The sequence below is a fragment of the Bacillus sp. 3255 genome (assembly GCF_031456485.1).
Taxonomy (GTDB): Bacteria; Bacillota; Bacilli; order Paenibacillales; family NBRC-103111; genus Paenibacillus_E.
Genome location: NZ_JAVDUS010000008.1, coordinates 177073 through 203334, shown reverse-complemented (window position 1 = coordinate 203334; position 26262 = coordinate 177073). Strand labels below are relative to the sequence as shown.

27 protein-coding genes are annotated in these 26262 nt (G+C 52.9%); 22 read left to right on the top strand and 5 right to left on the bottom strand.

Features of this window, described 5'->3' with window-relative positions; translation table 11 throughout:
- Positions 1 to 23: 23 nt before the first annotated feature.
- The 7 genes from J2X61_RS14535 (at position 24) to J2X61_RS14505 (ending at position 10526) form a co-directional block, all read left to right on the top strand.
- A complete protein-coding gene (locus tag J2X61_RS14535; protein WP_310188576.1) occupies positions 24 to 1127 on the top strand; it encodes a glycoside hydrolase family 88/105 protein in 1104 nt (367 codons plus the stop codon).
- 15 nt (positions 1128 to 1142) lie between these two features.
- Positions 1143 to 2660 (top strand): glycoside hydrolase family 28 protein, encoded by a 1518-nt coding sequence (locus tag J2X61_RS14530; RefSeq protein ID WP_310188574.1) that lies wholly within the window; start codon positions 1143 to 1145, stop codon positions 2658 to 2660.
- Positions 2661 to 2805: 145 nt separating this feature from the next.
- The gene (locus J2X61_RS14525; protein WP_310188570.1) at positions 2806 to 7959 is read left to right on the top strand and encodes a bacterial Ig-like domain-containing protein; all 5154 of its coding nucleotides are present in this window, start codon (positions 2806 to 2808) and stop codon (positions 7957 to 7959) included.
- A 77-nt stretch (positions 7960 to 8036) separates the two neighbouring features.
- The gene (locus J2X61_RS14520) at positions 8037 to 8267 is read left to right on the top strand and encodes a hypothetical protein (RefSeq protein WP_310188568.1); all 231 of its coding nucleotides are present in this window, start codon (positions 8037 to 8039) and stop codon (positions 8265 to 8267) included.
- A gap of 26 nt (positions 8268 to 8293) precedes the next feature.
- Complete coding sequence (locus J2X61_RS14515; RefSeq protein ID WP_310188565.1) at positions 8294 to 8659, top strand: RpnC/YadD family protein; 366 nt, start codon at positions 8294 to 8296, stop codon at positions 8657 to 8659.
- 157 nt (positions 8660 to 8816) lie between these two features.
- Positions 8817 to 9527, top strand: coding sequence for a metallophosphoesterase family protein (locus J2X61_RS14510; protein WP_274467317.1), 711 nt, complete (start codon positions 8817 to 8819; stop codon positions 9525 to 9527).
- A gap of 93 nt (positions 9528 to 9620) precedes the next feature.
- A complete protein-coding gene (locus J2X61_RS14505; RefSeq protein ID WP_310188561.1) occupies positions 9621 to 10526 on the top strand; it encodes an effector binding domain-containing protein in 906 nt (301 codons plus the stop codon).
- Positions 10527 to 10685: 159 nt separating this feature from the next.
- On the opposite strand, the gene J2X61_RS14500 is transcribed toward J2X61_RS14505, so the two are convergent.
- From J2X61_RS14500 to J2X61_RS14490, 3 genes are all read right to left on the bottom strand, one after another.
- Positions 10686 to 11453, bottom strand: a complete 768-nt coding sequence (locus tag J2X61_RS14500) for a DODA-type extradiol aromatic ring-opening family dioxygenase (RefSeq protein WP_274467315.1) — start codon at positions 11451 to 11453, stop codon at positions 10686 to 10688.
- A 227-nt stretch (positions 11454 to 11680) separates the two neighbouring features.
- Positions 11681 to 12064 (bottom strand): ArsR/SmtB family transcription factor, encoded by a 384-nt coding sequence (locus J2X61_RS14495; protein ID WP_310188560.1) that lies wholly within the window; start codon positions 12062 to 12064, stop codon positions 11681 to 11683.
- 1 nt (position 12065) lies between these two features.
- The gene (locus J2X61_RS14490; protein WP_310188556.1) at positions 12066 to 12488 is read right to left on the bottom strand and encodes an SRPBCC family protein; all 423 of its coding nucleotides are present in this window, start codon (positions 12486 to 12488) and stop codon (positions 12066 to 12068) included.
- Between the two features lie 196 nt (positions 12489 to 12684).
- Between J2X61_RS14490 and J2X61_RS14485 the strand changes: the two genes are divergently transcribed.
- Complete coding sequence (locus tag J2X61_RS14485; RefSeq protein ID WP_310188553.1) at positions 12685 to 13419, top strand: AAA family ATPase; 735 nt, start codon at positions 12685 to 12687, stop codon at positions 13417 to 13419.
- A gap of 355 nt (positions 13420 to 13774) precedes the next feature.
- Positions 13775 to 15238 carry a hypothetical protein gene (locus J2X61_RS14480; RefSeq protein ID WP_274467310.1) on the top strand — a complete coding sequence of 488 codons (1464 nt, stop codon included), beginning with the start codon at positions 13775 to 13777 and terminating at the stop codon, positions 15236 to 15238.
- A gap of 24 nt (positions 15239 to 15262) precedes the next feature.
- On the opposite strand, the gene yyaC is transcribed toward J2X61_RS14480, so the two are convergent.
- On the bottom strand, positions 15263 to 15868 hold the full coding sequence (gene yyaC / locus J2X61_RS14475; RefSeq protein WP_274467308.1) for a spore protease YyaC: 606 nt from the start codon (positions 15866 to 15868) through the stop codon (positions 15263 to 15265).
- A gap of 154 nt (positions 15869 to 16022) precedes the next feature.
- Between yyaC and J2X61_RS14470 the strand changes: the two genes are divergently transcribed.
- From J2X61_RS14470 to J2X61_RS14415, 12 genes are all read left to right on the top strand, one after another.
- Positions 16023 to 16769, top strand: coding sequence for a creatininase family protein (locus tag J2X61_RS14470; protein WP_310188551.1), 747 nt, complete (start codon positions 16023 to 16025; stop codon positions 16767 to 16769).
- A gap of 4 nt (positions 16770 to 16773) precedes the next feature.
- A complete protein-coding gene (locus J2X61_RS14465) occupies positions 16774 to 18177 on the top strand; it encodes a hypothetical protein (RefSeq protein ID WP_310188550.1) in 1404 nt (467 codons plus the stop codon).
- A 124-nt stretch (positions 18178 to 18301) separates the two neighbouring features.
- Complete coding sequence (locus J2X61_RS14460) at positions 18302 to 19012, top strand: iron-containing redox enzyme family protein (RefSeq protein WP_274467304.1); 711 nt, start codon at positions 18302 to 18304, stop codon at positions 19010 to 19012.
- A gap of 109 nt (positions 19013 to 19121) precedes the next feature.
- Positions 19122 to 20591: an aldehyde dehydrogenase family protein gene (locus J2X61_RS14455; protein ID WP_310188548.1), complete on the top strand. Its 1470-nt coding sequence runs from the start codon at positions 19122 to 19124 to the stop codon at positions 20589 to 20591.
- A 28-nt stretch (positions 20592 to 20619) separates the two neighbouring features.
- The gene (locus J2X61_RS14450) at positions 20620 to 21093 is read left to right on the top strand and encodes a GlcG/HbpS family heme-binding protein (protein WP_274467302.1); all 474 of its coding nucleotides are present in this window, start codon (positions 20620 to 20622) and stop codon (positions 21091 to 21093) included.
- Positions 21094 to 21144: 51 nt separating this feature from the next.
- Entirely contained in the window at positions 21145 to 21735 is a 591-nt protein-coding gene (locus J2X61_RS14445; RefSeq protein ID WP_274467300.1) for a chromate transporter, read from the top strand.
- Positions 21732 to 22262 carry a chromate transporter gene (locus J2X61_RS14440; RefSeq protein WP_274467299.1) on the top strand — a complete coding sequence of 177 codons (531 nt, stop codon included), beginning with the start codon at positions 21732 to 21734 and terminating at the stop codon, positions 22260 to 22262. The genes J2X61_RS14445 and J2X61_RS14440 overlap by 4 nt, the downstream gene beginning before the upstream one ends.
- A gap of 78 nt (positions 22263 to 22340) precedes the next feature.
- The gene (locus tag J2X61_RS14435; RefSeq protein WP_310188544.1) at positions 22341 to 23018 is read left to right on the top strand and encodes a GntR family transcriptional regulator; all 678 of its coding nucleotides are present in this window, start codon (positions 22341 to 22343) and stop codon (positions 23016 to 23018) included.
- 44 nt (positions 23019 to 23062) lie between these two features.
- The gene (locus J2X61_RS14430; protein ID WP_274467296.1) at positions 23063 to 23347 is read left to right on the top strand and encodes a 2Fe-2S iron-sulfur cluster-binding protein; all 285 of its coding nucleotides are present in this window, start codon (positions 23063 to 23065) and stop codon (positions 23345 to 23347) included.
- Between the two features lie 44 nt (positions 23348 to 23391).
- Entirely contained in the window at positions 23392 to 23871 is a 480-nt protein-coding gene (locus J2X61_RS14425; protein ID WP_310188540.1) for a RidA family protein, read from the top strand.
- Between the two features lie 36 nt (positions 23872 to 23907).
- Positions 23908 to 24207 carry a hypothetical protein gene (locus J2X61_RS14420; protein ID WP_310188536.1) on the top strand — a complete coding sequence of 100 codons (300 nt, stop codon included), beginning with the start codon at positions 23908 to 23910 and terminating at the stop codon, positions 24205 to 24207.
- A gap of 125 nt (positions 24208 to 24332) precedes the next feature.
- Positions 24333 to 24482 carry a hypothetical protein gene (locus J2X61_RS14415; protein WP_274467292.1) on the top strand — a complete coding sequence of 50 codons (150 nt, stop codon included), beginning with the start codon at positions 24333 to 24335 and terminating at the stop codon, positions 24480 to 24482.
- A gap of 477 nt (positions 24483 to 24959) precedes the next feature.
- Here J2X61_RS14415 and J2X61_RS14410 read toward each other — a convergent pair whose 3' ends face one another.
- Positions 24960 to 25295, bottom strand: a complete 336-nt coding sequence (locus J2X61_RS14410) for a 2Fe-2S iron-sulfur cluster-binding protein (protein WP_274467290.1) — start codon at positions 25293 to 25295, stop codon at positions 24960 to 24962.
- A gap of 135 nt (positions 25296 to 25430) precedes the next feature.
- Here J2X61_RS14410 and nadX point away from each other — a divergent pair, with 135 nt between their 5' ends.
- Positions 25431 to 26237, top strand: coding sequence for an aspartate dehydrogenase (gene nadX, locus J2X61_RS14405; RefSeq protein ID WP_310188532.1), 807 nt, complete (start codon positions 25431 to 25433; stop codon positions 26235 to 26237).
- The last annotated feature ends 25 nt before the right edge of the window (positions 26238 to 26262 follow it).

The window sequence follows — 26262 nt, the reverse complement described above, 5'->3', positions numbered from 1 at the left end:
ATTAATCGAGAGGAAGATTCACGATGATCGAACGTTCTGCCAAATCACCGATAGCGTGGGCGCGTGCCGCCTGCGATTCCATAATGAGCACCTATGCACCGATGGAGCTGCCGCCCGCCGGGCGCTGGCATTATCATCAGGGTGTGTTCCTGTGCGGCATGGAGATGCTCTGGGAATCGGATCGGGACGACCGATATGATGCATACATTCAGGCCTATGTCGACGGTCTGATTGACGATAACGGCAATCTGTACTTCGCGCGCGATGAACTGGATGCCGTACAAGCGGGGCTGCTGCTGTTCCGTTTGGAAGCCAAGACGGGGCGCAGCAAATACAGGATCGCCGCCGACAAGCTGAGAAACCTGCTGAACACGCTGAATCTGACGTCCGAGGGCGGGTATTGGCATAAAGACAAGTATGCCTATAACATGTGGCTCGACGGCTTGTACATGGCGGGCGTCTTCTCATTGAAGTATGCCAACGCCTATGGGGATCTCGCGCTGCGCGAGACCGTGCTGCATCAAGAAGGCCTGATGCGCAAACATATGAAAGATGACGCAACCGGCCTGCTGTACCATGCGTGGGACGAGAGCCGCAGAATGCCGTGGGCGAATCCGGAGACCGGCTGCTCGCCGGAATTCTGGGGCCGTTCGCTCGGGTGGTACGGTTTGGCGCTGGCCCAATTCCTCGATGAGCTGCCGGCGGATGAGCCGGGACGCGCCGTGTTGGCCGACTCCTTGCGCGAGTTCGTTCATGCCTTGATCCGCTATCAGGATGCGGAGAGCGGTCTGTGGTACCAGGTCGTGGACAAAGGCGATCAACCGGACAACTGGTTGGAATCCTCCTGCACGAGCCTGTTCGTTTATACGATCGCCAAAGCGGTCAAGCATGGCATTGTCGGCGGGGAATGTGCAGCGGCAGCGGTGAAGGGCTATGAGGGGTTGATCCGGACGTTGAAATTCGACGAGCAGGGACGCGTCATTCTGCCGTTAATCTGCATCGGTACGTCAGCCGGCGACTATGAGAATTATGTGACTAGGCCGACCAGTGAGAACGACCTGCATGGCGTGGGGGCTTTCGTCATGGCTTGTGTGGAAGTAGAATCGTTCGTGAAACAGACGGTATAAGGGAGCGTTCAGGATATGGCTAACTACGACATCTTGGCGTATGGTGCCGTTGGCGACGGTCTAACGGACAATAGCGCAGCCATTGCGGCCGCCATTGAAGCTTGTGATGCCGGAGGCGGAGGCACCGTAGTCGTGCCTGCCGGCACGTACGTAACGGGCAGGATTGAGCTCCGCAGCCGCATGACGCTAGAGCTGGAGGCGGGCTCGCTGCTCTTGTTCGATACCGACTTCGAACGGTATCCGGTTGTCCCGACGCGGTGGTCGGGCTATGAATGCTGCGGCGTTTCGCCGCTTATTTACGGCAGAGGCTTGAAGCAGGTCACGATCAAAGGCCAAGGAGTCATAGACGGTCAGGGCAGCGCCTGGTGGCAGGTCTACCGGCAGCTGCGCCGCGGCGAGAAGGTAGATAACGCTTTAACGCGCGAGATTGCCGCCAAGAATGCGGTTCTTACAGAAACGGTCAGAAGCAACATCGTGGAGTGGGATTCGCAATTTCTGCGGCCGCCGCTGCTGCAGTTGATCGATTGCGAGGAGGTCAGCTTGGAAGGGGTTACGCTGCAGAATTCACCGTTCTGGAATACGCATCTGGTGTATTGCAAGGACGTTCACATCCATGGCGTTAAAATCAAAAACCCGAGCGACACCCCTAACGGCGACGGCATGGATATCGATTCCTGCACGAATGTGCGCATCTCCGACTGCTTCTTCGATGTCGGCGATGACTGTCTATGCATCAAATCGGGAATCGACGAGGACGGACGCCGGGTGGGCAAGCCGTCGGAGAACATCGTCATCACGAACTGCACGATGCTGCGAGGCCACGGCGGTGTCGTGCTGGGCAGTGAAATGGCGGGAGGCATACGCAACGTCGTGATTTCGAACTGCATCTTCCTCGGCACGGACCGCGGCATTCGCATGAAGACGAATCGCGCTCGCGGCGGCTATATTAAGAACATTTTGGTCAGCAACATTTATATGGAAGATGTATTCTGTCCGTTAACGATTAATTCGTTCTATCGCCATGGTGTGGATGAGAGCAACCCGCTCATTGTTTCACCTGCGGCTGTTGCCGTTACGGAGAGCACGCCCGTCATCGATCACGTCCGCATCCAGCAGGTGACGGCCAAAGGCTGCCGGGCTTCGGCGGGCTTCATCTACGGCCTGCCGGAGATGCCGATTCGGGATGTGCAGCTGAGCCATGTGCACATTGAGATGACGCTGGACCCCGAGGAGAAGGGGGATGAGCCGGACATGGTGCGCGAGAAGATCATCATGGCGGGCGACGGCATGCTGTGCAAGCATGTGGAAGACATGGAGCTGCATCATGTGCGGATCGAGACGCGCCAAGGGCCGGCGCTCCGGTTAGAGAATGTTAGGGATATGGAAGTGCATGATCTGAGAATGAAGCGGCTCCACCCGGATACGCCGGTTATTGCGGCAGCTCGCGCAGAGGGCTTGTTCGTTACGGGCCGGAAATCGGCGGAGAACGGTTACTTGCAGACAGAGAACGGAACCGTCAGCTTCTGCGGCTAGCCTGTCCCACGCAGCGAAGAGAAACAGACGATAAGCAGATGATGAAACGCTGTGACACGTCTGTTTCTTTGTGTTCGTGGGAGCGACGGATGCTAGTATTGCAATGTAAGCGCATACATAAATTGATATAAAGGGGACATGTAACTTGAATAACATACGTCGTGTGATTGCGATAATGATGTCATTGGTTTTGATGTTTGCGATGCTGCCTGCGGCATGGGCTGCGGATCCGCCTCCCATGATCAGCATTCCGGGCGGGAGTGAGTGGAAAGGCAGCGTGTTCGGAGATATAGGCGGAACGCCGACGTCAACGAATTTTGGGATTACGGAGAATGCCGGAACGGGTGCCGTTACGCTGACGGCCAAATCCGATAAAGGCAAGATTGCCTCCTCTTCGAGTGCATCCGAAGGCATCGCCTACTACTTCAAAGAAATAAGTCAGAACGATAACTTTGAACTTTCGGCCCTAGCGACAGTGAATACGTGGACGGCTAATAATCAAGTTTCTTTTGGCATCATGCTGCGAAGCAACGTTCTAGAGAATACGTCGACAAGCGGGTACACCGGTGACTATGTAGCTGTCGGCGCCCTGGACCAGAAAATGGAGGCGTTTCATAAACAAGGAGCTTTCAATGCGAGTACCAATCCTGTGAAAAAAATAACCTCGTTCACGGCGGCTCCACCGGCCAAGGACATTGCTTATCATTTAAGCATTAAGAAAACGGGCAATGTTTATCTGATCAAGATCGGGAACGAATCCACGATCATCGATCATTTTACGGGGACTCTTGCCTATGCAGGACTGTATGCGGCTAGAAACACTGTCGTCACCTTCACGGACATCACTTTCACAAAAGACTCTAGAACACCTAGCGGGCTTAAGCTCAATACGTCAGCGATGAAAACGGAGTATTACGTCAAGGATAGCTTGAACCTCACAGGTTTGAAAGTGACTGCGGTATACCCGGATCGCCATGAGGAGTTACTGTCGGCTAAGGATTACATCGTCACTGGCTTTGACAGCACGCAAGCAGGCCCCAATACCATGACCGTGCATTTTAACGGTCAGACGGCATCCGCCTCATTGGCCATTAAACCTCTAGTCGTCACCGCCATGGACATCCGTTACAAGCCGGCCCAAACCGACTACTACCTCCAGGAGTCCTTCGATCCTCAAGGATTAGTCGTGCGGGGGCAGCTCAATGGCGGAAGCGACTGGTCCGACATGGCCGATACGCAGTATACGCTCTCCATTCCGCCAGCGGCTGCAACGGTAACGGGCGCAACTTACAAATTTACGGCTGCAGGAACCCATACGGTAACCGTAAGGTCCACTGTGACATCAACGACCTATGCAACGTTTGATGTGCGAGTGAGAAGTGCCGAGCTAACCGGGCTGGAGGTCAAACAGGGGCCGCTGAAGGCGGGCTATTTCATCGGGCAGACATTCGACCCGGCCGGTTTGATCGTGGAGGCCCAATATAGCGATGGTTCCGCTGTTCGTCTGTTAAACGGCGATTATACGCTGACTGCGCCGGATATGAGCACGGCAGGTACGAAAAACATCACAATATCCTATAAAAATGTTCCGGATAAGACGGTGACATTCCCTATCACGGTAAAAGCGAAATCCATTATAGGCAGCCAAGTAACCCAATATCCGCAAACGACCTATCCGATTGGCGAGCCCTTCAACCCGGCCGGTCTGGAAGTAAAGACGGTGTATGACAGCGGAGAGACGGAACTGTTAAGTGCTGGCGACTATGTGATAGATACATCGGCTTTCGACAATTCCAAGGCTGGCGTCTACGGGATCGGGATCCGTCCTGTTAGTGCAGCTATTCCGCCGACTGTACTCCAAGTGACGGTCGCCCAGCCCAGAGAGCTGGAATGGAAGACGATCCGGTTCGGACAATCGACCTCCAATACGAACAACACGGTGACGGTGAACGACGATCCATCCTTCATCAAGCTTGTCGCTTTGGAGGGCGGAGGCAAAGTAACCGGAGATCATGACGGGATCTCCTTCTATTACACGGAGCTGAACGCAAAGGCGGATAACTTTGAACTCTCGGCAGATATCAAAGTGCTTGCATACGCCAAAGATCCGCACGACGGCCAGGAATCGTTCGGCCTGATGGCCAGGGATGCGATCGGCACGGCCGGCGACTCCGCTGTCTTCGCTTCCAATATAGCCGCCGTTGGCGGATACAGCGGCGGTACAACGAAGCAGAATGGCACGCAGCTGTTCGTCCGAACCGGCGTAACGGCGCCGAACGGTACGGGCAGCCAAGGCATCCAAAGCAAAATGCTGAATCCCGTGAAGCCTTCACCGGATAACACGTACCCGGCAGCCAATTATCGATTGACGATGCGGAAGACGAATAGCGGCTTCGAAGGGCGGATCAACGATGGGATAGCGGAAAAAATTTTCGCTCCTGACATCATGACCGTTCAGGATGGCGACAACATGTACGTCGGCTTCTTCACAGCCCGGCTGGCGACGATCGAAGTGCATAATCTCCGTCTGAAAGTGACGTCAGCGCAAACCGATGCGCCGATGGAGGAGCCCGAGCAGCTTCCGGTCACGCCGAACTTGAGCTTCACCGGGCTTGCTAGAACGTCCAGCACCGCATACGCCTTAGGCGTAAAGTCGAATGTGAATGGCGTGGTGACGATCAAGCAAGGAGAGAACTACCTTGTCCGGGATGCCCAAGTGCAAGCGGGGGTTAAGCTTGTTTATAACACGACCGTTACAGCCAATACGTATACGAACTTTAGCGCAGCTTTCATTCCCGATAACACACAGAAACTAACAGGTTACGATAAAATCGTCGAGAATTTCACCGTGGATATGCATACCTTCGCGGATAACGGCGATATCTATGTCTCGCCGACGGGAACTAGCGGCGGAGACGGTACGGTCGGCAGCCCGCTTGATCTCGATACGGCCGTCGATTATGTGCAAGCAGGCCAGTCGATCATCCTGCTCGACGGCCGGTATGTACGCAGCGCCAAACTGGATATTCAGAAAGGCAATGACGGTACGGAGGCAGCTATGAAGTCGTTGATGGCGGCGCCAGGGGCGAAGCCGATTATCGATTTCGATAAGAAGTCGGAGGGCGTTGTGCTCAGCGGTAATTACTGGCATGTGAGAGGGATCGATTTCACGCGTTCCGGAGCGAATACGAAGGGCTTTACCGTAGGCGGGAGCCACAATATCGTCGAGTTGAGCAGATTTTACGAGAATGGCGACACAGGCTTGCAGATCAGCCGTACGGACGAGGCGGATACGGATATCTCGTTATGGCCCTCGTACAATTTGATTCTGAATTGCGAATCGTTCGATAATGCGGATCCGTCCAATAACAATGCCGACGGCTTTGCGGCGAAGCTGACTTCGGGCGTGGGCAACGTCTTCCGGGGCGATATTTCCCATAACAATATTGACGATGGCTGGGATCTCTACACCAAATCGGGCACGGGTGCGATCGGCCCCGTTATCATTGAGAACAGCATCGCGTACAACAATGGTACTTTGACGAACGGAGCGGTTGGTGCCGGAGATAAGAACGGCTTCAAGCTCGGCGGCGAAGGCATCCATGTGCCGCACATCATCCGGGGCAGCATCGCATTCGGGAATGGTGCGTACGGCTTCGCGAGCAACAGCAATCCGGGCGTTATCGCGGAACGTACGAACATCGGCTATAACAATGCCAAGGGGAATATGAACTTCACGACATATACGGGAATTCAGACCGATTTCCGCATCGATGGCTTTATTTCCTACCAGAAGAATTATACGGCCAAAGACACCTACCCGGCAGCGTTGAATTCGGCCTCCAACTATATGTTTAATGGGGTTAAAAGTGTCAACGCGAATGGCGTGCAGTTAAGCGACGCCAACTTCGCCAGTCTGGTTCCGGTACTTCCTTACCGGAGAGATACGAAGGGCGATATCATCTGGGGCGACTTCTTGCGCCTGGTCACTCCGGATACGTCGTCGGACTCAGGATTAGGCGGTTCGGCTTCGGGCGACGGGGTGGCGCCAAGCAGCGCGGTTCAAGAGGTTGCAGGCGGAGTAGCCATCACAAGCGCCGTAACGGACACCGTCATAGAAGGTACCAAGGTCGCGAGAGTTGCCGTCGGTGCAGATCTGTTGATGAAGGCGATCGACCTCCTGGTCAAGAGCGATAAACAAACGATCATCGTTGATGTTCCAGGTGAGGGGCCTGCCATGGTTGATATTCCGGCAAGCAGCGCTCAGTCGGTGGCACAAACCATACCCGATGCTGAACTATCGGTTAGAGCGGGCGGTATCATCTACAATTTGCCTCTTCGCGCCCTGGATGTGAGTACGTTAGCCAAGCGTCTAGGCACAGAAGCAGCCCATGTGACCATCAGCATCACGTTGCAACAAGTAACGGGCTCAGCTGCTGACGGGATCACGGCCAGAATGAAAGAAGCCGGCGTCTCGCCTGTGGCAGCTCCGGTGGCATTCAACCTGGTGGCCGAAGGCAACGGGAAGAAGGTTGTGGTTACCGATTTCGGCAGCACATATGTGTCTCGGGTTGTGCACTTACCGGGCACGGTAGATGCGAGCCGCACCACAGCTTTATGGCTGAATCCGGCGACCGGAGAGCTGAGCTTCGTTCCGGCTGTATTCAGCACGGAGGAAGGCGGGCAATCGATCGTGACGATGAAGCGTCCGGGCAACAGCCTGTATGCGGTCGTTGCTTCCTCGCAATCCTTTGACGATTTGACAGGCCATTGGGCCAAAACGGATGTGGAGCTGCTTGCCTCCAAATTCGTCGTGAAGGGTGTGACGGCGCACACTTTCGCACCGGATGCGCCGGTTACACGGGCCGAGTTCGCCGCCCTGCTCGTGCGGGCGCTTGGCTTGAATGAATCGGCGCCCAACGGTTTCACGGATGTGCCGGCGGACAGCTGGTTCGCAGGGGCCGTTGGGGCTTCGGCGAAGGCCGGCCTCATCGAAGGCTTCGAAGACGGCTCATTCCGCCCGGGAGACCGCATCACGAGAGAGCAGATGGCGGTCATGCTCGTACGGGCGCTGGCTTTCGCCGGCGTGACGGCGGCGCCGGACCTTGCACAGCTGGCGTCATATACCGACAGCTCGAGCATTCAGGCATGGGCCCGCGCGGCCGTATCCAGTGCGGTGGGCGCAGGCCTCGTGAACGGCGTCACGAATTCGACGTTCGCGCCGGGAGCTGCTGCGACCCGCAGTGAAGCGGCGGTTATGCTGGTAAGATTGCTGAAGGCGGCGCAATTTATAAATTGAAAGAAGGACGCCCGTGAGGGCGTCCTTTTATGCTATATTATAGTAGAATATATCAAATCTAGAAATAGGAGGGTAATTTGGCGAACGAAAATAATAGGATGAAAGTAGGGAATAAAGAGGCTGTGCCTCATGATGAGGCATTCAAAAAGTTATTGCAAACCTTCTTCAAGGAATTTATCGAATTGTTTTTTCCCCACCTGGATTTGCTGCTTGATCATAGTCAAACCAGATTTCTTATGCAGGAGCTTCTGGTTGATATTGTCGGTGAGGAGTCACGAAACCTTGACTTGCTGCTGGAAACCCGTTGAGGATGCTGCTAAGATTACAAAATAAATTGGATAGTGCCCGGTTGGCGCTCATTATGTCAGTGGCGGATTTATATTTCAAGCCCAATAAAGAAGAAGAGGAAGAAACGATATTAGCATTACTTCGCGAGCAGTATCCAGAGGAGGGAGAAGCCATTATGGAATTGATGCCTGCATGGAAACGTTGGGGATATGAGGAAGGCATGGAAGATGGGATAGAAAAGGGAATAGAGAAGGGAATCGAAAAAGGAATCGAGAAGGGGATCGAACGGGGAATTGTGCAAGGGAAAGAAGAAATCATTCGGAAATTCCTTCATAAAGGATTCTCTCCGGAGGAGATTGCCGAGACCATTGAGGTCCCCGTGGAAGAGGTTCGGAAGTTAATGAAGCAATAGGTTGAGTATGCGCGGCTGCCTCAGAAGGGCAGCTTTTTTGCTGCGCTTTTGGTATCTTCCTGCGACTTCTTCGACTCAGACAGGGAATCCCTATGCTACAATAGAATCATAGAGTAGAGTCCATAAGGTGTAAAGCCTGACATCAGGGGGATCGTAGATGAAGAGAACTTTAGTGATTAGCGATATACATGGCTGCGTCGATGAATTCAAGCAATTGCTCGAGAAAGTCGAGTTCAATGAACACGAAGACCAGCTCGTTCTGCTGGGCGATTATGTAGACCGGGGGCCGAACAGCCGGGAAACGGTCGAATATGTCATGGGGCTGGTGCGGGACAAAGGAGCGATTGCGCTCAAAGGTAACCACGACCAACGGTTCGTCGATGTGCTGGGCGAGGTAGATGCTTTGACGGAGATGAAGTTTTTTGAGCATGGCGGCATTCAAACGTTCAAAAGCTTCTGCAGCGGGGAGAATCTGGATTTGAAGCAGTCCAAAGAGCACATCAAGTCGGCATGCAGCGATCATGTATCGTTCTTGAACAGCCTCCCGCTCTACCACGAGGACGAGGGTCACATATATGTGCATGCCGGATTGAATCCGGCCTACGTCGATTGGAAAACCCAGCCGGAGCGGGATTTCCTATGGATACGGGCGCCTTTTGTCCAACAGCGCACAGTAGTGAAGAAGACGGTTGTCTTCGGTCACACCCCGGCCAAAGATATTCACGGCAAGGCGGACGTCTGGTTCGACCGCGATAAGATCGGCATCGACGGCGGCTGCGCCTACGGCCTCCAAATCAATTGCCTTGAGATCAAGGGCAAGAATCAGTACAAGACGTACGCCGTCGCTTCCAAGGGCAGCTGGAAGTAGAGCTGCGGCATGGCTTTTAGCAAGAAACATCAAGAATCGGCAGACGGTGATGCGTACACTTGAGTAAGTGGGGGGACGTGGGAGGTGCGAACGATGAGCGCGGACTATTATGGGCAGATCCAGAAAACATTGGACTATATCGAGGAGCACCTTGCCGGGCCGTTGTCTGTGGAGGTGCTTGCTCGGGTGGCATGTTTCTCTGAATTTCATTTCCATAGAGTGTTCCAATCGATGGTGGGAGAAGCGGTGATGGACTATGTCCGCAAAAGACGGCTCGCCAGAGCAGCCTACCAAATCGCGCATTCGGATCAGAAACTGATCGATATCGCCTTCGACCACGGGTTCCAGTCCCACGAGAATTTCACCCGGGCATTCAAGAAGGTGTTCGAGCGTACGCCGCTCGCCTATCGGAAACAAGGCATTGCGACACCGCTCTACGCCAAGGTGAATGTGCTGGGGAAGAAATTTAATCCCTATTTAGGAGGCATACGCATGGAATATCAATTAGTCACGAAGCCGGCTTTCAAGCTCATTGGGTACGAATTGAGAACGACCTGCAAGGAGGGGCAAAATCACCGCGATATCCCCGCATTCTGGACGACATATCTGCAGGAGAACAAAGGAAGCCGTATCGGCAATCGCGTTCATGAGGATTCACCGGTGGAGCTGGGGATTTGCACGGATTTCAATATGGAGACCGGTGAACTGACCTATATCATCGGAATGGAAGCGACAAGCTTCGAGAATGTGGCGGAGGATTTGGTCTGCCGTGAGTTTCCGGAGGCTCATTATGCGGTGTTCACAACGCCGAAGGTGCCGGCGGAGCAGTTTTCGGCGTCTATTCAGAGCACGTGGAAATCGATTTTCGAGGAATGGTTCCCTCATTCGGGGATGGAACATGCAGGAGGCGTAGAATTTGAGTTGTACGATGAGCGCTGCCACACTGCCCTGCATGAGCTCGTGCAGATGGACATCTACATTCCAGTGAAGCCTAAATAACAGCTTGTAAACAAATATCCATCTTTTGTAATCAAAATGCAATCTTGTTTTCAGCTTCATTTAAGGTTCGGGGCCTATAATGAAATTCGACCCCCTTTTAATATATATATACCTTAAGACCCGCAGCCCGTTGCTGTGGGTCTCTTTTTGTCAAAATAGTTAGAACGACACAGCCAAATAACTAAGCGACCCGAGCTCATAGCTGCGGTGAATAACTTGCGGCTTGCGAGCCGGGTCACCGCTGCCCATCGCGATATAGAGCGGAATGAAATGCTCGGGCCTCGGCACGGCGAGGCGTGCATGGGGAGCTTCCGCGGCGTAGTTGAATAAGGCCTCCAGGTTTCGCTCCTGCATGTTGTTCACGAGCCAATCGTCGAAAGCGACCGCCCAGGCGTCCGGTTCCGCCGCTTCCCAGTTGAGCGCACGCAGGTTGTGAACGGTCGCGCCGCTTCCGACGATCAGAATGTCCTCCTGATCGAGGCCGCGCAGCGCTTCTCCGATGCGGTACTGCTCTGCAGGAGGGAGGTAAGGATGGACCGACACTTGAATGACCGGGCAGACGGGTGTAGGGAACATGCGCAGCAGCGGTACCCAGGAGCCGTGGTCCAGTCCCCGCTGGGTATCCAGATTCACCTGTATGCCGCTCGCTTGGAACCGTTCGGCAAGCTGGCCGGCGATCGCTTTGCTGCCTTTGGCCCCATATTTAATCTGGAACAGCTCCTTCGGGAACCCGCCGAAATCATAGATGGTCTCATACTCATCATCGGTAGAAGAAATGGTTAGAACTTCGGTCTCCCAATGGGCTGTGAAGATAACGATAGCTTTGGGGGAAACGCTGCGGCCATACTCGGATAGGAACTCGGTGCATGCTGTATGCTGAATAGCCATCATGGGGGAGCCATGACCTATGAAAATCGGTGAAATCATTCGAATTCGCTCCTTTTTAGTTACATTTAATAACTTAGTTACTTTATGTAACTAATAGTAAGCTATTATGGGGTGTGGGTCAAGTAAGTAATTTACTTTTTGTAAGAGGTCATACCCCTTGGATCGCTTCATCCTATTATCTCCGTTTCTCACGGCAAGTACGCAAAGGTGGGTATACGAAGTCATTTGCTTACAACAAGAAAACCTGGCCCCATAAGGCCAGGTTCTCATGAATCCTGTTTCGCAGGATCAACTAACTCCAGCGGGGAGAACGCATTCCCGCCATTCTCGTCGTCGGACTCCACGAATCTTTTCAATGCGTTTAATTTGTTTTCCCAATAACGCTCATAATAGGAAAGCCAACGCTTCAGCTCCAGCAAGGGCTCGGCCTCCAGCCTGTAGCGAGTCTCGCGTCCGACCTTCCGCTCCTTCACCAAACCCGCGTCGGCCAGGATGCGCAGATGCTTGGACACCGCGGTGCGGCTCATGGGGAAATGGCCGGAAATCACGGTAACGGGAAGCTCCTGTTCACGCAGCATCTTCAACACCTGACGCCGCGTCGGATCGGCAATCGCTTGAAACACGTCATGTTTCTGCGATGGAATAGGCATGTTAGGCCTCTACGTAAGCGCTCAGCTTCTTCACGATGCCTGCCCAGCCGTTAGACATCGTCTCGCGAACAGCCGTGTGCGGTTGGCCGAATTCCGTCACCTTATCGATATCCCAGCCGGAGTGGATGAGAGTGAATTCCGTCCGGCCATCGAGATCCTTCAATTCGAACGTCAGCGACCAATCCTTGCCCCAGGAGAAGGAAAGGCGGTTCGGAGGCGTGATGTCCGTCACTGTACACGGGGATTTGCCGAAAGGACCGGCTTCCAGATGAAACTCGTAGCCGGTTTCCGGCTTGAAGTTGTTCGGCATGAACCATGCCGCGATGCCTTCGGATGTAGCGACGGCATTCCATACTTTCTGAATCGGCGCATTGAATACAAGAGTTTGCCGAATATCCGGCAATGTGTTTGTCTGATTTCCCATAATTGAGATGACCTCCAATGAATGTTCTTGCCAATTGTGAAACCAAATGGTTGCATAACAAATTATACGAAACCTTTTGGTTTCATGTCAAGCGATTGCCCTGACGCTGCTCGTGCCAGCGTATTTATAAATTTTCCTTTTTATATAATGGGACTTTATAATGTAGGTATATCAAGTTTGTGAAGGGGATCGGCAAATGTATCTTAGGAAGGTAACCATGCTGAAGAAGGACATGCCCAATCATCGGTCATATCCGTTCTCGCTGCCGCTCGTGCAGAAGTTGGAATCCTTGGAGCTCCGGAGCAGCGTAACTTTCTTCGTAGGGGAGAATGGGTCGGGCAAATCGACGCTGCTAGAGGCCATCGCCTATCAATGCGGGTTCCATACGGCAGGCGGGGGAAGAAACAATGCTTATTTCGTCGAATCATCAGAAGCGGCAATGGGGAATTACATTCGGCTATCGTGGCTGCCCAAGGTAACCAGCGGTTTCTTCTTGAGAGCGGAATCGTTCTTTGAGTTTGCGACGCACATCGATCAAATCGGACGGTACGATGCCTACGGTGGCCGTTCGCTGCACAGCCAATCTCATGGCGAGTCGTTCCTGAATCTGTTTAAACACCGCTTCCAAGAGAAGGGGATTTATTTACTGGACGAACCCGAGGCCGCGCTGTCGCCTTCCAGACAGCTCTCCTTGCTGCGGATTATTAAAGATTTGTCAGGCTACTCGCAGTTTATTATTGCCACTCATTCGCCGATCCTCATGGGTTACCCGGATGCCGAGATTTTGAGTTTTGACAACGACACGATCTCGCCGATGGCCTATGAGGATACGGACCATTATCAGGTTACAAGAAGATTCCTGGAGAACAGGAAGAGCATGCTTCGGTATCTGTTTGACGATAGGGAAGACGATGAGCAGGAAGAAGGATAAAATCCTGTATACCAAATACATATTTATCCTTCCACTCGCAAATGAAATCTGTTAAAATAACACTGAAATCGCTTACAGTTTCTATCAGGAATGTGAGCTAATCTGAATATGTTGAGGTGAGAAGGACATAAGCTCATAACGGACAGCAGGCATTCAACATGAAAATCGGCAAAATTGAAGCTTTTGTTAGCAGCGCTTAATACTGTGTCATGTTTTATCACGCATCATCCGCCAGATACATCTTTTCAGGGCCTATTTTTAGAATATTTTTGTATACAATGTACCGAATATCTATTCACAAGGCAGAAAATAGGGTATAATTTTCATCGAGGGTCAAAAATGTTGAAAATGGGGGATGCGGATGATTACCTTATCACATGTAATGTATGCTTTAGTGACATTAAGTGTTATCGTCGTTATGCTTTTGAAACGAGGAGTCGTCATTCCCACATTAATCGGTACCTTCTTAATCGGATGGATTTACAAGGGGGATGTGATCAGCGGATTCAAAGCGGTGTACAATGCCAATCTCACTGCTGCCAAAGAGTTATTCACGATTTTCTTGATTATTACGTTTATGGTTGCTCTGCTTTCTTCCCTCAGGGATATCGGAGCAGACAAGCGCATGATTCAACCTATTCAGAAGTTAATGGTCAACGGTCACATCGCTTACATTGTTCTGGCAGTCGTTACATATGTGATTTCTCTGTTCTTCTGGCCGACGCCTGCGGTTCCGCTAATCGGAGCGCTGCTCATTCCGGCGGCCATCCGGGCGGGCTTGCCGGCCATGGGGGCGGGGATGGCGATTGCTATAGCCGGGCAGGGGATGGCGTTGTCCTCGGACTATGTCATGCAGGTCGCGCCGATGCTTAGCGCCAAAGGCGCTGGCGTCGATACCGCCGCGGTAGCCGACAAAGCGATGGTCCTGTCGCTGATCACAGGCGGAGTATCGCTTGTTGGCGCTTACCTGATGAACAGGAAGGCGATCCGCAAGCCTGAGCAGATCTCGCCGGAGGCGCGGAATAACGTACAAGCTCTCCGCAGCGTACAGACGGCTGCCGAGTTTCCTGAAGCGGCGGCAACGGTGGAGACGCTCAGTCCTGCGGTCGTGCGATGGTCCAAAATATTCGCGGTCCTCGTGCCGCTTTCCATGCTTGCCGTTATGGTTGTCATGATCATGAGCAAGATGGGCCATGAAGGCATGAGCGGCTTCGAAGGCGGTGACGGTGCGGCGTTTATCGGCGGTGTAGCCGTCATCTTGTTAATCCTGTCCTGCACCCTATTCTCCAAGGTGCAAGCACTGGATAAGATCAGCGAGCATTTGACGGAAGGCTTCGTCTTCGCGTTCAAGGCGATGGGACCGGTCATTCCGATCGCAGGCTTCTTCTTCCTCGGGAATGAAGATTTCTCGAAGAGCATCCTTTCTCTGGGCGAAGGGGATAAAGCTCCCGCCATTCTCTATGATCTGGTCATGTCCGTCCAGCACTTGATTCCATCCAGCAGCATCCTGACTTCGTTCGGCTTGCTGATCATGGGCATCATCGCCGGTTTGGAAGGATCGGGCTTCTCCGGACTTCCGCTCACTGGATCGCTCTCCGGTGCATTGGCGCCTGCCGTAGGGATGGAGCCGTCCACACTGGCCGCGATCGGTCAGATGGGCTCGGTATGGTCCGGCGGCGGTACGCTCATCGCCTGGTCGTCGCTCGTGGCGGTTGCCGGCTTCGCCGGCGTCTCGGCGATCGAGCTCGCACGTAAAAATTTCCTGCCCGTAATCATCGGTCTAAGTGTTTCAACGATCGTTGCCGTTATCATTTGGTGATAATAAAGAAGAGCGCCCGGCCATTTACGTCGCAGACGATAGATGGTCAGGCGCTTCATTAGCAACATCCGGAACCGGCAGCAGCCCGGGGATGATGTCTTGACACGATTTGACGAGAATCCGGCTGATTACGGCCGACATCTCATTCACGAACGTAAGACTCGTATGCTCCATGACTTTATGGTTGAGCAGGCTGTGATTGTTAATAATTCCTTTCACATGAATGTGTCCGATCGGCGGAAGTTCTTTGTCCATCGAGATACCGGGCTGCAGCGGCTCCTCCACCAGCTGAAGCGTTCCGATCTTATAGAACTGGCCCAAGGCGGCATCGACGGCAATCATGTAAGCTTGTTTGTGCGTTTTGCTAATATGGGCAATTGTTTTTTGCAAATTAAGGGCGTGCACAGGCTGGTCCAGCGTTCCATACAAGTGAACGTGCCGATGGCCTTCGAATCGTTCGGATAACCGCGTCCCGACCATCGGGCCGAGCGAATCCCACGTATAACGGTTCGTACCGACGCAGATAATGACAATTTCCGTGAATTTCGGTGTCGCATAATAATGGTTCGTTAAAGCTTCGGACAAGTAAGCGACAGATTTCTTATCCAGGTAATGAATATGGCGCATCATGAGGTCTAATCACCACGCTTTCTGTAAGTAATATACTCGGCAAACCTGTAAAATATTAGAGGATCTCCGCAAATGAAAAAATCATAAATCAGGCCAAACCCAAATATAATTTGGTATACAATATACAATGGTAGTCATGAAGGAGAGTGGAAGTATGTTGAATGCCTATATTTTAACACAAATGACATGGCCAGAGGTAGAAGAAGCGCTCAAAACCGTCAAAATTGCTATCATTCCGCTTGGAGCTCATGAGCAGCACGGACCCCATATGGTGGAAAGCTGCGACGCCGTCCTTGCCGAAGAAATGGGCAAGAGGCTGGCAGCCAAGCTGTATCCGCAGGCTCTGGTAACGCCTACGATTAATATGGGAGTCTCGCCGCACCATCTTCATTTCCCAGGGACCATTTCGTTGGAGCCGTCAACGGTTATTGCCATTCTGCGCGATATGATCAAATCGTTAAAAAGCCAAGGCATCGATAAATTTCTCGTCATCAACTCGCATGGCGGCAACCAAGCGACATTAGGCGTCGCTGCGGATACGCTTACAGCGGAGCTGGGCGTCTCTTTATTTTACGCGAAAACAACCGCCTCCGCCAAAGACGTGATGGATCGACGCATCACATCCAAGCTCTATGGGCACAGCTGCGACCGTGAGGTATCCGAAGCGATGTATTTGGCGCCGCATCTGGTCCGGACGGAATTGCTGGAGAAAGGGGATATTCAAGAGGGAAGATGGCGCAAGCTTCGTCCCGGCAGTCCGATTCAAGGCTTCTATTATTATGAAGAAATGACCCGTAACGGCTGCATCGGCGATGCGACCCAGGCAAGCCGGGAGATCGGAGAGGAGATTGTTGACACGGCTCTGGATCGGTTGACGCAAGCTGTCAGAGACATGATATAACCCTATGAAGCAAGCACTTTCCCTTGCAGCTGTCGCAACCTATCTGATTTCGCAGATTTATCCCGCCGACTGGCTTACCTGGGCTCAATCCGTGCTTAGTCTGGTCATTATCTTCACGGTGTTCCGTTCGGTCAAGCCGTTCGTCCGCATCCTGGGGGCAGCGTTCATAGGCGTCGGCGTTATCCTTCTTGCGGCCAATGGGGCTTCATGGACGAGTTACATACTTGGGTTCGGCAGCATGCTGGGCGTCTTAAGCTTATTCGTATTAATCCCGATGATCGCTCTTCCGATTGAACTGGGGCAGTATGCGGTTAGCATTCAATCGATGCTGTACAGCAAGGTGAAGCATTCAGGCGTGCTGTATTGCATTACCTCCTTATTGTCGTACGTGATGAGCTCCTTTATGAATTTGGCTACGCTGCCCATGGTATACCACAGCATACAGCCCTCTTTGCAATATTATCCGATCATGCATAAGGAGCGGTTCATTAGCCGTGCCATCACTCACGGGTACAGTATGCCGATATTGTGGACGCCTGTCGCACCGATCGTAGGGATCATCGTCGAGATGACCGGCGTAAGCTGGAGCTCTATTCTGCCCATTGTCATTCCGTTCAGCTTGCTTGGGCTTGCTTTGGATTGGTTCATGGCGGTCTGGGTCGCCAGCCGCAGGCTGAAGAAGCTGAGCTTGAACACGCTCGAGGAAATATCGGCCGCCAGGGAAAACGCGGGGGGGCATAAAGGAGAGTGCTCCGATGAGAGGAAGGGGCATCATCCCGGGCAGATCGTTGCCGCCGTTCTCGCCCTGAACCTGCTTGTCTTTGTGCTGGAGCCTTTGACGCATATGAGCTTTCTGCTGCTCGTCTCCATCATCGTAATTCCGTTCGCCTATGTGTGGTCCCTCGTGCTGGGGAAGGGGAAAGCGTTTCTAGCCAAGAGCAGGACCTTACTGCCGTCCCACGTGCTGAAAATGAAGGATCAGTTCGTCGTCTTCCTGAGCGCCGGCTTTATGATTTTCGCTATGAAATCAACCGGAAGCACGCATGCCATCAATGAAGGCATTATGGCTGTCCAGCATGTTCTCGGATCCGACCTGTTTCTGCTTATCATCCCGCTGATTCCGCTCACGCTGGCTTTTATCGGGCTGCATCCGGCGGTAGGACTCGCGCTGGCGGCGGAATCCTTGAATCCGCAGGCATTGGGCATTTCCGTGCAGTTAATGGCGATCGCCATGCTGACAGGGGCCTCCACCGCATTCTTAATGGGGCCTTATAACGCTACCGCAGGGATGATGTCCAGTCTGATCGGCAAGAGCGCGTATAAAGTATCTAACTGGAATGCGCCGTTTACAATAGCCTATTTGCTACTGTCCATGCTGCTGTTATTGATTCTAAAAAAAGTGGGTTGACAGTTTAGCCCAAACTAAGTCATAATAAACCCAAGATAAATTTTTGGTATACCATATACCAAATACCAAATAACCAAAAAGCTCATCTACTACAACACTTTACATTTTGAGAGGAGAGTTTTATATGACAGCAACAGCATCTGAATCCCGTTTGATGAACAAAGAGGAATTCCGCCATGCACTCGAGCAAGCAATCGAAGGTAACGCCGTCGCGAAAGCTCCTTTTACAACAATGTGGGCGAACGGCGAACTGAAGAAAGAGCATTTTGCCAGATGGGTGGAACAGCATTACGCCTATGTAGGTCCTTTCGCCGAGTATCTGGCCTACATCTATGCCAACTGTCCGCATGAAGATGCAAGAGACTTCATCCTCCAGAATATGTGGGAAGAAGAGCTTGGCGGTGACCGTCATACCGATCTGTTAATCCGCTTCGGCGAAGCTTGCGGGACGACGCGCGAACGTATTGAATCGATGGATCATTTGCTTCCCGAAACAATCGGTTTGCAATCGTGGTGCTACCGCATGGCGTTCAAGGAGAACTTTCTGTTCGCAACGGCTGCCCTGGTTGTGGGACTGGAATCCCAAGTGCCTGCCATCTATCGCAGACAAACGCCGACACTTCGCAATCACTACGGCTTCACCGATGAAGAAGTGGAATTCTTCGATCTACATATCGTATCCGACGAGATTCACGGCGAGCGCGGCTACCAAATCGTACTCGAATATGCGAGAACGGCGGAAGATCAACAACGCTGCATCCAGATCGTCGAAGAAGCTACGAAAATGCGCAGGATGTACATCGCTGCCATCTCACGCGAGTTTTGCCTGGAATAGTCCTCATACCTCATACCATACATGTTCGTAGAAAAAAGATGTCTGCACGGTTCCCGGGAAGTCCGATTCTCGGGAATTGTTTCTAACTTGCAGGGGAAAGGGGAATGGCATGACAGCGACGGAGACGGCAGTTCAAACTTATAAAAATCTGATTAACGGGGAATGGGTAGAGGCGGCAAGCGGTGAAACCTTTACAACTGTGAACCCCGCTAATGTCAAAGACATTGTGGGGCGGTTTCAGGCATCGGCGGAAGCGGATGTCATCCAGGCGATGGAAGCCGCTCAGCAAGCTTTCGCAGCGTGGCGTCAGGTTCCTCCAACGAAGAGAGCCGAGATTCTGTATCGGGCGGCCGATTTGCTCGAGGCAGGCTTAGAGCAGTACGCGGAAGAGCTGACCCGCGAGGAAGGGAAGACCATCGCAAGCTCCCGGATGGAGGTCAAACGTTCCGCACAAACCTTGCGATACTACGCCTCCGAAGGATTGAACGTTGCCGGTGAAACCCTCCCATCCGACGACGCTACGACGTTCGTATACACGCGCAAGGAACCGCTCGGCGTTATCTCGGTCATCACACCGTGGAACTTCCCGATCTCGATTCCGGTACGCAAGATTGCGCCGGCACTCGTCACAGGCAACACGGTGGTATTCAAGCCGGCATCGAACACACCGCTGATCGCTTACCGCCTGGTGGAGGCGCTGCATCAAGCCGGACTTCCGGCCGGTGTCCTCAACTTCGTCACAGGCTCCGCCTCGAAGACCGGTACCCCGCTGGTCACGCATCCTGCGGTCAAAGCCGTTACCTTTACAGGTTCGACGGGCGCAGGAGAGAAGATCAACCGCCAAGTGCGGTTGTCAACGCGCGTTCAGCTCGAGCTGGGCGGGAAGAATCCGCTGATCGTCATGGAGGACGCGGATCTGGATTACGCCGCAGGGCTTGCCGTGAAGGGCGGCTTCGAGCTGACGGGCCAAGCCTGCACGGGCACGAGCCGGGTTGTCGTCATGGACGCCGTGCATGACGCGTTCGTTCGGAAGCTGGTGGAGAAGACTCGGCAGCTGACGGTTGGCAACGGCCTCGCCAAAGGCGTGGAGGTCGGACCGCTGGCGAATGAAAGCCAGCTGCGGAATGTGCTGGATTACGTCGCAATCGGCCAAGCCGAAGGCGCGGAGCTCGTCATTGGCGGCGAACAGCTGACCGAGGGCGAATACGCGGACGGCTATTATGTGACTCCTGCCGTGTTCACAGGCGTAGCGCCTGATATGCGGATTGCCCAGGAGGAGATCTTCGGTCCGGTCATTTCCGTGATTCGCGTGGCGAGCTTCCAAGAAGCGATGGACGTTGCGAACGATGTGGAGTTCGGTCTGTCGGCTGCGATCTGCACATCCGAGGCCGGCCAAATTCAGCATTTTATCCAAAACATCGAAACCGGCATGGTGAAAATCAACCGTCCGACGACCGGTAATGCCTACAATGCGCCGTTCGGCGGCATGAAAATGTCCAGCACGGCAACGTACCGTGAATCCGGTCGCGCAGCGTTGGATTTCTATACGCAAATCAAAACCGTATACCACGGCATATAAACCATAGACGCCTAATGGAGGAGCATACATGAAATCGGTATTGAAGCTTGAGCTAGAAGAAGCAAAGGTGATGATCGAAGCTGCCAAGAAAGCGGCTGCAGCCGTGAACGCGTTGGAATCGATCTGCATCGTGGATGACGGCGGGTACGTTATTGCGCTGGAGCGCATGAACGGCGGGCGGATTACCGGTCCGGAGATCGCGACGTCTAAGGCTTTCACAGCGAGCGGTCACAAGCGCTCTACGCATCTGTTCAACCAGCCGGGCGGACCGGCCTCGACGACGGGCGAAGCCTTCGGCATTCATGCGATGCTGCCCGGCAAATTCGCGATCTTCGTGGGCGGATTCCCTATCGTGGTCAATGGCGAGGTCATCGGCGGCGTGGGTGTCAGCGGCGGCAACGGGGAGCAGGATACGGCTGTCGGAACGGCGGCGCTCCAAGCGCTGCAGCAGCACCTGGGCGGCGAGTACGAAGTCATGACACAGGCGGATATCAAAAAATAACGCGTTCGTTCCTTGGATAAAGGAGCTGCACATGGAGAGGAAAGAGGGAAGATGGTTTACTGGAATCTGTTCCTCGGCTTTTTCCGGATCGGGCTGCTCGGCTACGGCGGCGGGCCAACGATGATCCCTTTGGTTCATGCGGAAGCTGTCCAGAAGTACCAATGGATGACGGACGATGAGTTCACCGACGTGCTGGCTATGGGCAATGCGCTGCCCGGACCGATAGCCACGAAGATGGCCGGCTATATCGGCTACAAGGTGAAAGGCTACTTGGGTTCGTTCATCGCCATAACGGCGATGGTCATCCCCGTGCTCGTCGGCATGATTCTGCTGCTTGGACTGATTTATAAATTGAAGGATTCCGGCATCGTCGGCGGCATGACGCACGGTATCCAGCCGGTCATCGGCGTCATGATGGCGGTAATGGCCTACGATTTCTTCAAGAAAGCCTGGCAGAGCTGGGTGAAGAGCAAGACGGTGGCATGGACGCTCATTTCCATCATCGCGCTTGTACTGCTGAAGCTGAATCCCGGCATACTGATCGGCGTCGCGCTTGCTTACGCATTCACAGAGTCCACCTACCTCACGAATAAAAAGAAGCGCAGGCAAGAGCGCGAAACGGACAGGGGTTTTTCCGCATGACGCTATTCGAAGTTTTCTGGGCGTTCTTCGTCCCGAACATCTTGGGCTACGGCGGCGGTCCGCCGATTATCCCTTTGCTGCAAGCGGAGGTCGTGGACCATTATGGCTGGATGACCATAGAGCAGTTCGGCGATGTGCTGGCTCTCGGCAATGCGCTGCCAAGTCCGATCGCCACCAAGCTTGCAGGATATATCGGCTATCAGGTTGCCGGTATTCCAGGAGCCATCGTTGCACTTATTGCCACGATCCTGCCTACGGCGCTAGCCATGGTCCTGTTGTTCAAGTTCATCGACTTCTTCAAAGGTGCTCCGCAAGTGACGGCCATGACACTGATTGTCCGTCCGATCGTCGCCGTGCTTCTCGCCACATTGGCGCTGCAGTTCTTCACCAGCGCGTATCAATCTGCGGGCATCTGGCAGACGGCCTTGCTGGCGGCAGTCAGCTTCCTGGCCTTGGAGAAGTGGAAAATCCACCCGGCGGCCGTTGTGGGATTAGGGTTGGTATACGGAGCGCTCGTACTGGGTTGATCCGGTGTGAAGACTTGGTTGATTGGTTGTCGCGTATCGATTACACTGTAAGAAAACGCATACGCGGAGGTATACCATATGCCGGACAATCCAGTCATTTGGAAAGATGAGGAATTAAGCCCGATCAGGGATAAAGTGTATCAATATATTAAGCAAGCCATTGTTCAGGGGATTTATAAATCCGGTGACCGCATTATCGAGAGAGAGCTGGCCGATCAATTGAACGTCAGCCGTACGCCGATCCGGGAAGCATTGTTCCGGCTTGAATCGCAGGGCTTCGTCAAGACGCTTCCGCGCAAGGGCGTGGTCGTCTCCAAGCTTTCGCCGGAAGAAATTATCGAGATCTTCACTATTCTGTCCTCGCTTGAAAGCTTGGCGGTGAAGCTGGCCGTGAAGAAATTGGAGCCGGTGCACCGCGAAGAGCTGGGGCGGATCGTAACGGAGATCGATCATGCCGTGGCCAAGCCGACGTTCGAGCCGTCGGACTGGAAATATCATTTTGAAGCGAATGAAGTGATCTTCCGGGCTGCTCGGAGTCCAAGATTGACGCAAATGCTGGACGGCTTGTCCGATTACATCCGTGCATTCGTTCACGTAGGCTACGAGCTTCCCGGACGCCAGCGCAAAGCGATGGAAGAACACCGGGAAATTATCAAAGCCGTGCTGGGCGGAGAAGCGGAGTTTGCCGAGAACTTGACGAAGATCCACGTCGAGAACTCGAAGAAAGCCTATATGGAAGCCTTGGAAAGAGAATAATCGCCGTCATTGCCTATTTCGTGCGGCTGTATGGAGGTTGGGACATGCCGAATGTGACTTTGCACCAGAATGGCCAAGTTTATCAGCAAGAAGTGAACGCGAACAGTAACTTGGTAGTTTTAGCGGGAATTAAAAAGTTCCCCCATCTGAAATACGGCTGCGGAATGGGGAAGTGCACAAAATGCATGGTGCAGGTCGTTGCCGGAGCCGATAAGCTCCAGGAGCCTAATTGGAAAGAAAATAAAATGCTGGGCGAGAAAATCGGGGAAGGATACCGCTTGGCCTGCCAGCTATATATTTCGGAAGACATTGAGCTTCGCCAGGAATAGGGAAGAGGGAATAGGGACAGTCAGATCAACCGTACATATGGGGGATGACCGACGTGCACGCACATGGACAAGCTGAAGCCAAGCTGGAGGAAATGAACATCCTGTTGGGAACGCCGCCGAAGCCGAGTGGAAATTATTTGCCTTATACGATGCTGCCGCCATTCGTCTATTTGAGCGGAGTGACGCCTAAGGCGGGAGGCGTTCTCCAGTATAAGGGCAAGGTAGGCCTGGAACTCACGAAAGAGGAGGGCTACCAGGCGGCCAGGCTATGCATGATCAACCAGTTAAGCGCATTAAAGTCCGCTTTGGGAGACTTGAACCGTGTCACAAACATCATCAAATTGGAAGGCTTCATTAATGCCGATCCTGCGTTTGGGGATTTGCCCTATGTATTGAACGGGGCTTCGGACTTGTTAGTTGAAGTGTTCGGAGACAAAGGTTTGCATGCCCGTTCCGCCATCGGCGTTGCCGCTTTACCCGGCGGAGCTGCTGTCGAAGTCGAATTAATTGTCGGATATAAGTGAAGTGGAACATATAAAACAAGTAGCGGAGGGTTTCCTATGAGCGAATATATTTTGGTATCCACAACAGATCGTTACCGGACGGTTACAAATAATCCGAATCTAGAGCTAGTGGCCGCTTACGAGTATCACTTCTTCGGGAAGAAGAAAACGCTGTTTGAAATATGCAAAATTGTGGCCGACGATGCCAGGATCATCATCCAGGGCGTCTCCGAGAAGTTCGCCGATAACAGCATTCCGATCAAGGTATTTCCGAAGTTTGAATCCACGGCTCAAATTGAGAAGGAAATCTATGAGCTGGATATCGATAAGGACAGCAAGATCGTTAAATTGTCATAAGGAAAAGCGCAGGCTCTGGGGCCTGTGCTTTTTTTTATGTGGCGTGAAGTGAGGGTGTGTGATGAGAAGTAGAGTGATGAGAAGTAGTGTGATGGGAAGTAGTGCCTCGTGGGAGTAATGTGTGGGTGTGGGACGATCCAAGGAGCTCCCGCTTGGGCATGGCGCTGCTGCACCAGGCGATGTACCAAATGCTAAACCAATTGAAGCACCAGCGGTACACCGATTGCTACGCAAGTTTGAGAACGGCCGGGGATTCCCTGGACAGTAACGTCTAACGGACACAGCGGCCGTTATAGTTGATGTTTACCAAACGGATTGAGGCTAACGGACTGAGGAGACGTTATTTCTAAAGTTTTGCTCTTTTTTGGGGTTGGAATCGGCTAATAGCGGTAACTGTGTCCGTTACATCCAAGAAATGCTTCAAAAGTGGCCAATAGCAGCGCTGCAGTCCGTTAGAATAAGCGTTACTGGAATTTCTCCCTTTATTTTAAGCAGATGATGCGCGTACGGGCGAGATAACTGGAAAATCTCCTGTTAAAACCGCGAAAAGTAGCGCGTTACGCCGTTATCTTCCTTTTTTAACTGGAGCAATTCCTGTTATTTGCCCAACAAGTCAATTAGACGCTAGAATAGCGGGAGTTTTTCCTTTTATCCCCATACTAGAGAGCTGGAGTCCAGCAAGACTATACAAAAAAAGCAGTCCACTCGGACTGCTTGCTTCTTGCTGCGCACCAATGCATCGCACAGCTCACTTACTGAGCCGCGTTAATTCTACGCTGAGCAATTTTGTTGAGACGGCTTAAATCCTCTTCGCCCCAGGATATGGTCACATCGCCGGTCACGAACGTCTGGCACGCAAGACGGAAGCCTTGATCCAGCTTCTCTTGGCCGAGCCGGTCCACTTCCTTTTTCATCACTCTGCTCAAGTTCTCGTGTCCGTCCACAATTTGCACACGGCAAGTTCCGCAAAGGCCACCACCGCATTTGTAAGGGACAGACCCTTCGTAACGGATCGAGGTTCTTAAGAGATTCGCGTCTTTCTCGACTTCTATCGTTTTCCCTGACGTTTGATAAGTCACTGATGGCACTTGGCATCCCTCCATGTTTTGATAGCGTAAGTATATCACAAGTTTTTGGTTTATGGTATACCAAATACAGTTTTTTTGATATGATAGAGAAACAAAGAGGGAAACTTGCTACCTTCAGAGGAGGAATGAACACGTATGCTGCGAGTTGGCATTATCGGTTATGGAACCATCGGTCAGGATGTGGCGCATGCGATTGTGCAGGGGAACGCCGGGGCCGTTCAATTGAAATCGATTCTGGTCCGTGATGAGGCCAAATATCAGGAAGCAGGCTCCCTTGCGACTGTGATGACTTCGAGTGAAGAGGTGTTCTTCGCCCAAGATCTCGATGTCGTCGTGGAAAGCGCCGGTCACGGAGCGGTAGTCCGGTACGGCGAGAAGGTATTGGAGAGCGGAGCGGACCTGATTCTCGTCAGTGTCGGCGCGTTGGCGGACGAGTCCCTGCAGCGCGACATCATGAACAAAGCGCGGGAAACGGGACGCAGAGTGCTGGTGCCCTCAGCCGCCATCGGAGGACTCGACCGAATCGCCGCAGGGAGTGTCGGCCCTATGGACGAGGTGACGCTTGTGACAAGGAAACCGCCGAAAGCCTGGAAAGGCACGATCATCGAGCAGCAGGTGAATTTGGCGGAGCTGTCGGAACCTTACTGCGCTTTCGATGGGGTAGCGAGAGATTCCGCCCTGTTGTTTCCCGAGAGTGTGAACGTTTCGGCTGCACTCAGCCTGGCCGGTGTAGGATTTGACCGCACCAAAGTGAAAGTGTTCGTAGATCCTCACATTAGCCATAACACGCATGAGATCGAGGCGAAGGGGAAATTCGGGCAAATCCGTTTGCAAATCAGCAATACGCCTTCCGCCGGAAATCCCAAAACGGGATACATCGTGGCGATGAGCGTGATCAAAGCATTAAGGGATCTAACCTCTCCATTTGTCATCGGCATTTAAATTAATAGAGAAGCGGGGATATGGA

Bases quoted from the DNA above. Each gene is read 5' to 3' on its own strand.
- J2X61_RS14485 (WP_310188553.1), top strand. From the start codon at position 12,685: ATGTATCTTAGGAAGGTAACCATGCTGAAGAAGGACATGCCCAATCAT.
- J2X61_RS14490 (WP_310188556.1), bottom strand. From the start codon at position 12,488: ATGGGAAATCAGACAAACACATTGCCGGATATTCGGCAAACTCTTGTA.
- J2X61_RS14425 (WP_310188540.1), top strand. From the start codon at position 23,392: ATGACCGACGTGCACGCACATGGACAAGCTGAAGCCAAGCTGGAGGAA.
- yyaC (WP_274467308.1), bottom strand. From the start codon at position 15,868: ATGATGCGCCATATTCATTACCTGGATAAGAAATCTGTCGCTTACTTG.
- J2X61_RS14495 (WP_310188560.1), bottom strand. From the start codon at position 12,064: ATGCCTATTCCATCGCAGAAACATGACGTGTTTCAAGCGATTGCCGAT.
- J2X61_RS14445 (WP_274467300.1), top strand. From the start codon at position 21,145: ATGGTTTACTGGAATCTGTTCCTCGGCTTTTTCCGGATCGGGCTGCTC.
- J2X61_RS14510 (WP_274467317.1), top strand. From the start codon at position 8,817: ATGAAGAGAACTTTAGTGATTAGCGATATACATGGCTGCGTCGATGAA.
- J2X61_RS14440 (WP_274467299.1), top strand. From the start codon at position 21,732: ATGACGCTATTCGAAGTTTTCTGGGCGTTCTTCGTCCCGAACATCTTG.
- J2X61_RS14455 (WP_310188548.1), top strand. From the start codon at position 19,122: ATGACAGCGACGGAGACGGCAGTTCAAACTTATAAAAATCTGATTAAC.
- J2X61_RS14535 (WP_310188576.1), top strand. From the start codon at position 24: ATGATCGAACGTTCTGCCAAATCACCGATAGCGTGGGCGCGTGCCGCC.
- J2X61_RS14435 (WP_310188544.1), top strand. From the start codon at position 22,341: ATGCCGGACAATCCAGTCATTTGGAAAGATGAGGAATTAAGCCCGATC.
- J2X61_RS14470 (WP_310188551.1), top strand. From the start codon at position 16,023: ATGTTGAATGCCTATATTTTAACACAAATGACATGGCCAGAGGTAGAA.
- J2X61_RS14505 (WP_310188561.1), top strand. From the start codon at position 9,621: ATGAGCGCGGACTATTATGGGCAGATCCAGAAAACATTGGACTATATC.
- J2X61_RS14460 (WP_274467304.1), top strand. From the start codon at position 18,302: ATGACAGCAACAGCATCTGAATCCCGTTTGATGAACAAAGAGGAATTC.
- J2X61_RS14465 (WP_310188550.1), top strand. From the start codon at position 16,774: ATGAAGCAAGCACTTTCCCTTGCAGCTGTCGCAACCTATCTGATTTCG.
- J2X61_RS14530 (WP_310188574.1), top strand. From the start codon at position 1,143: ATGGCTAACTACGACATCTTGGCGTATGGTGCCGTTGGCGACGGTCTA.
- J2X61_RS14480 (WP_274467310.1), top strand. From the start codon at position 13,775: ATGCGGATGATTACCTTATCACATGTAATGTATGCTTTAGTGACATTA.
- J2X61_RS14430 (WP_274467296.1), top strand. From the start codon at position 23,063: ATGCCGAATGTGACTTTGCACCAGAATGGCCAAGTTTATCAGCAAGAA.
- J2X61_RS14420 (WP_310188536.1), top strand. From the start codon at position 23,908: ATGAGCGAATATATTTTGGTATCCACAACAGATCGTTACCGGACGGTT.
- J2X61_RS14450 (WP_274467302.1), top strand. From the start codon at position 20,620: ATGAAATCGGTATTGAAGCTTGAGCTAGAAGAAGCAAAGGTGATGATC.
- J2X61_RS14500 (WP_274467315.1), bottom strand. From the start codon at position 11,453: ATGATTTCACCGATTTTCATAGGTCATGGCTCCCCCATGATGGCTATT.
- nadX (WP_310188532.1), top strand. From the start codon at position 25,431: ATGCTGCGAGTTGGCATTATCGGTTATGGAACCATCGGTCAGGATGTG.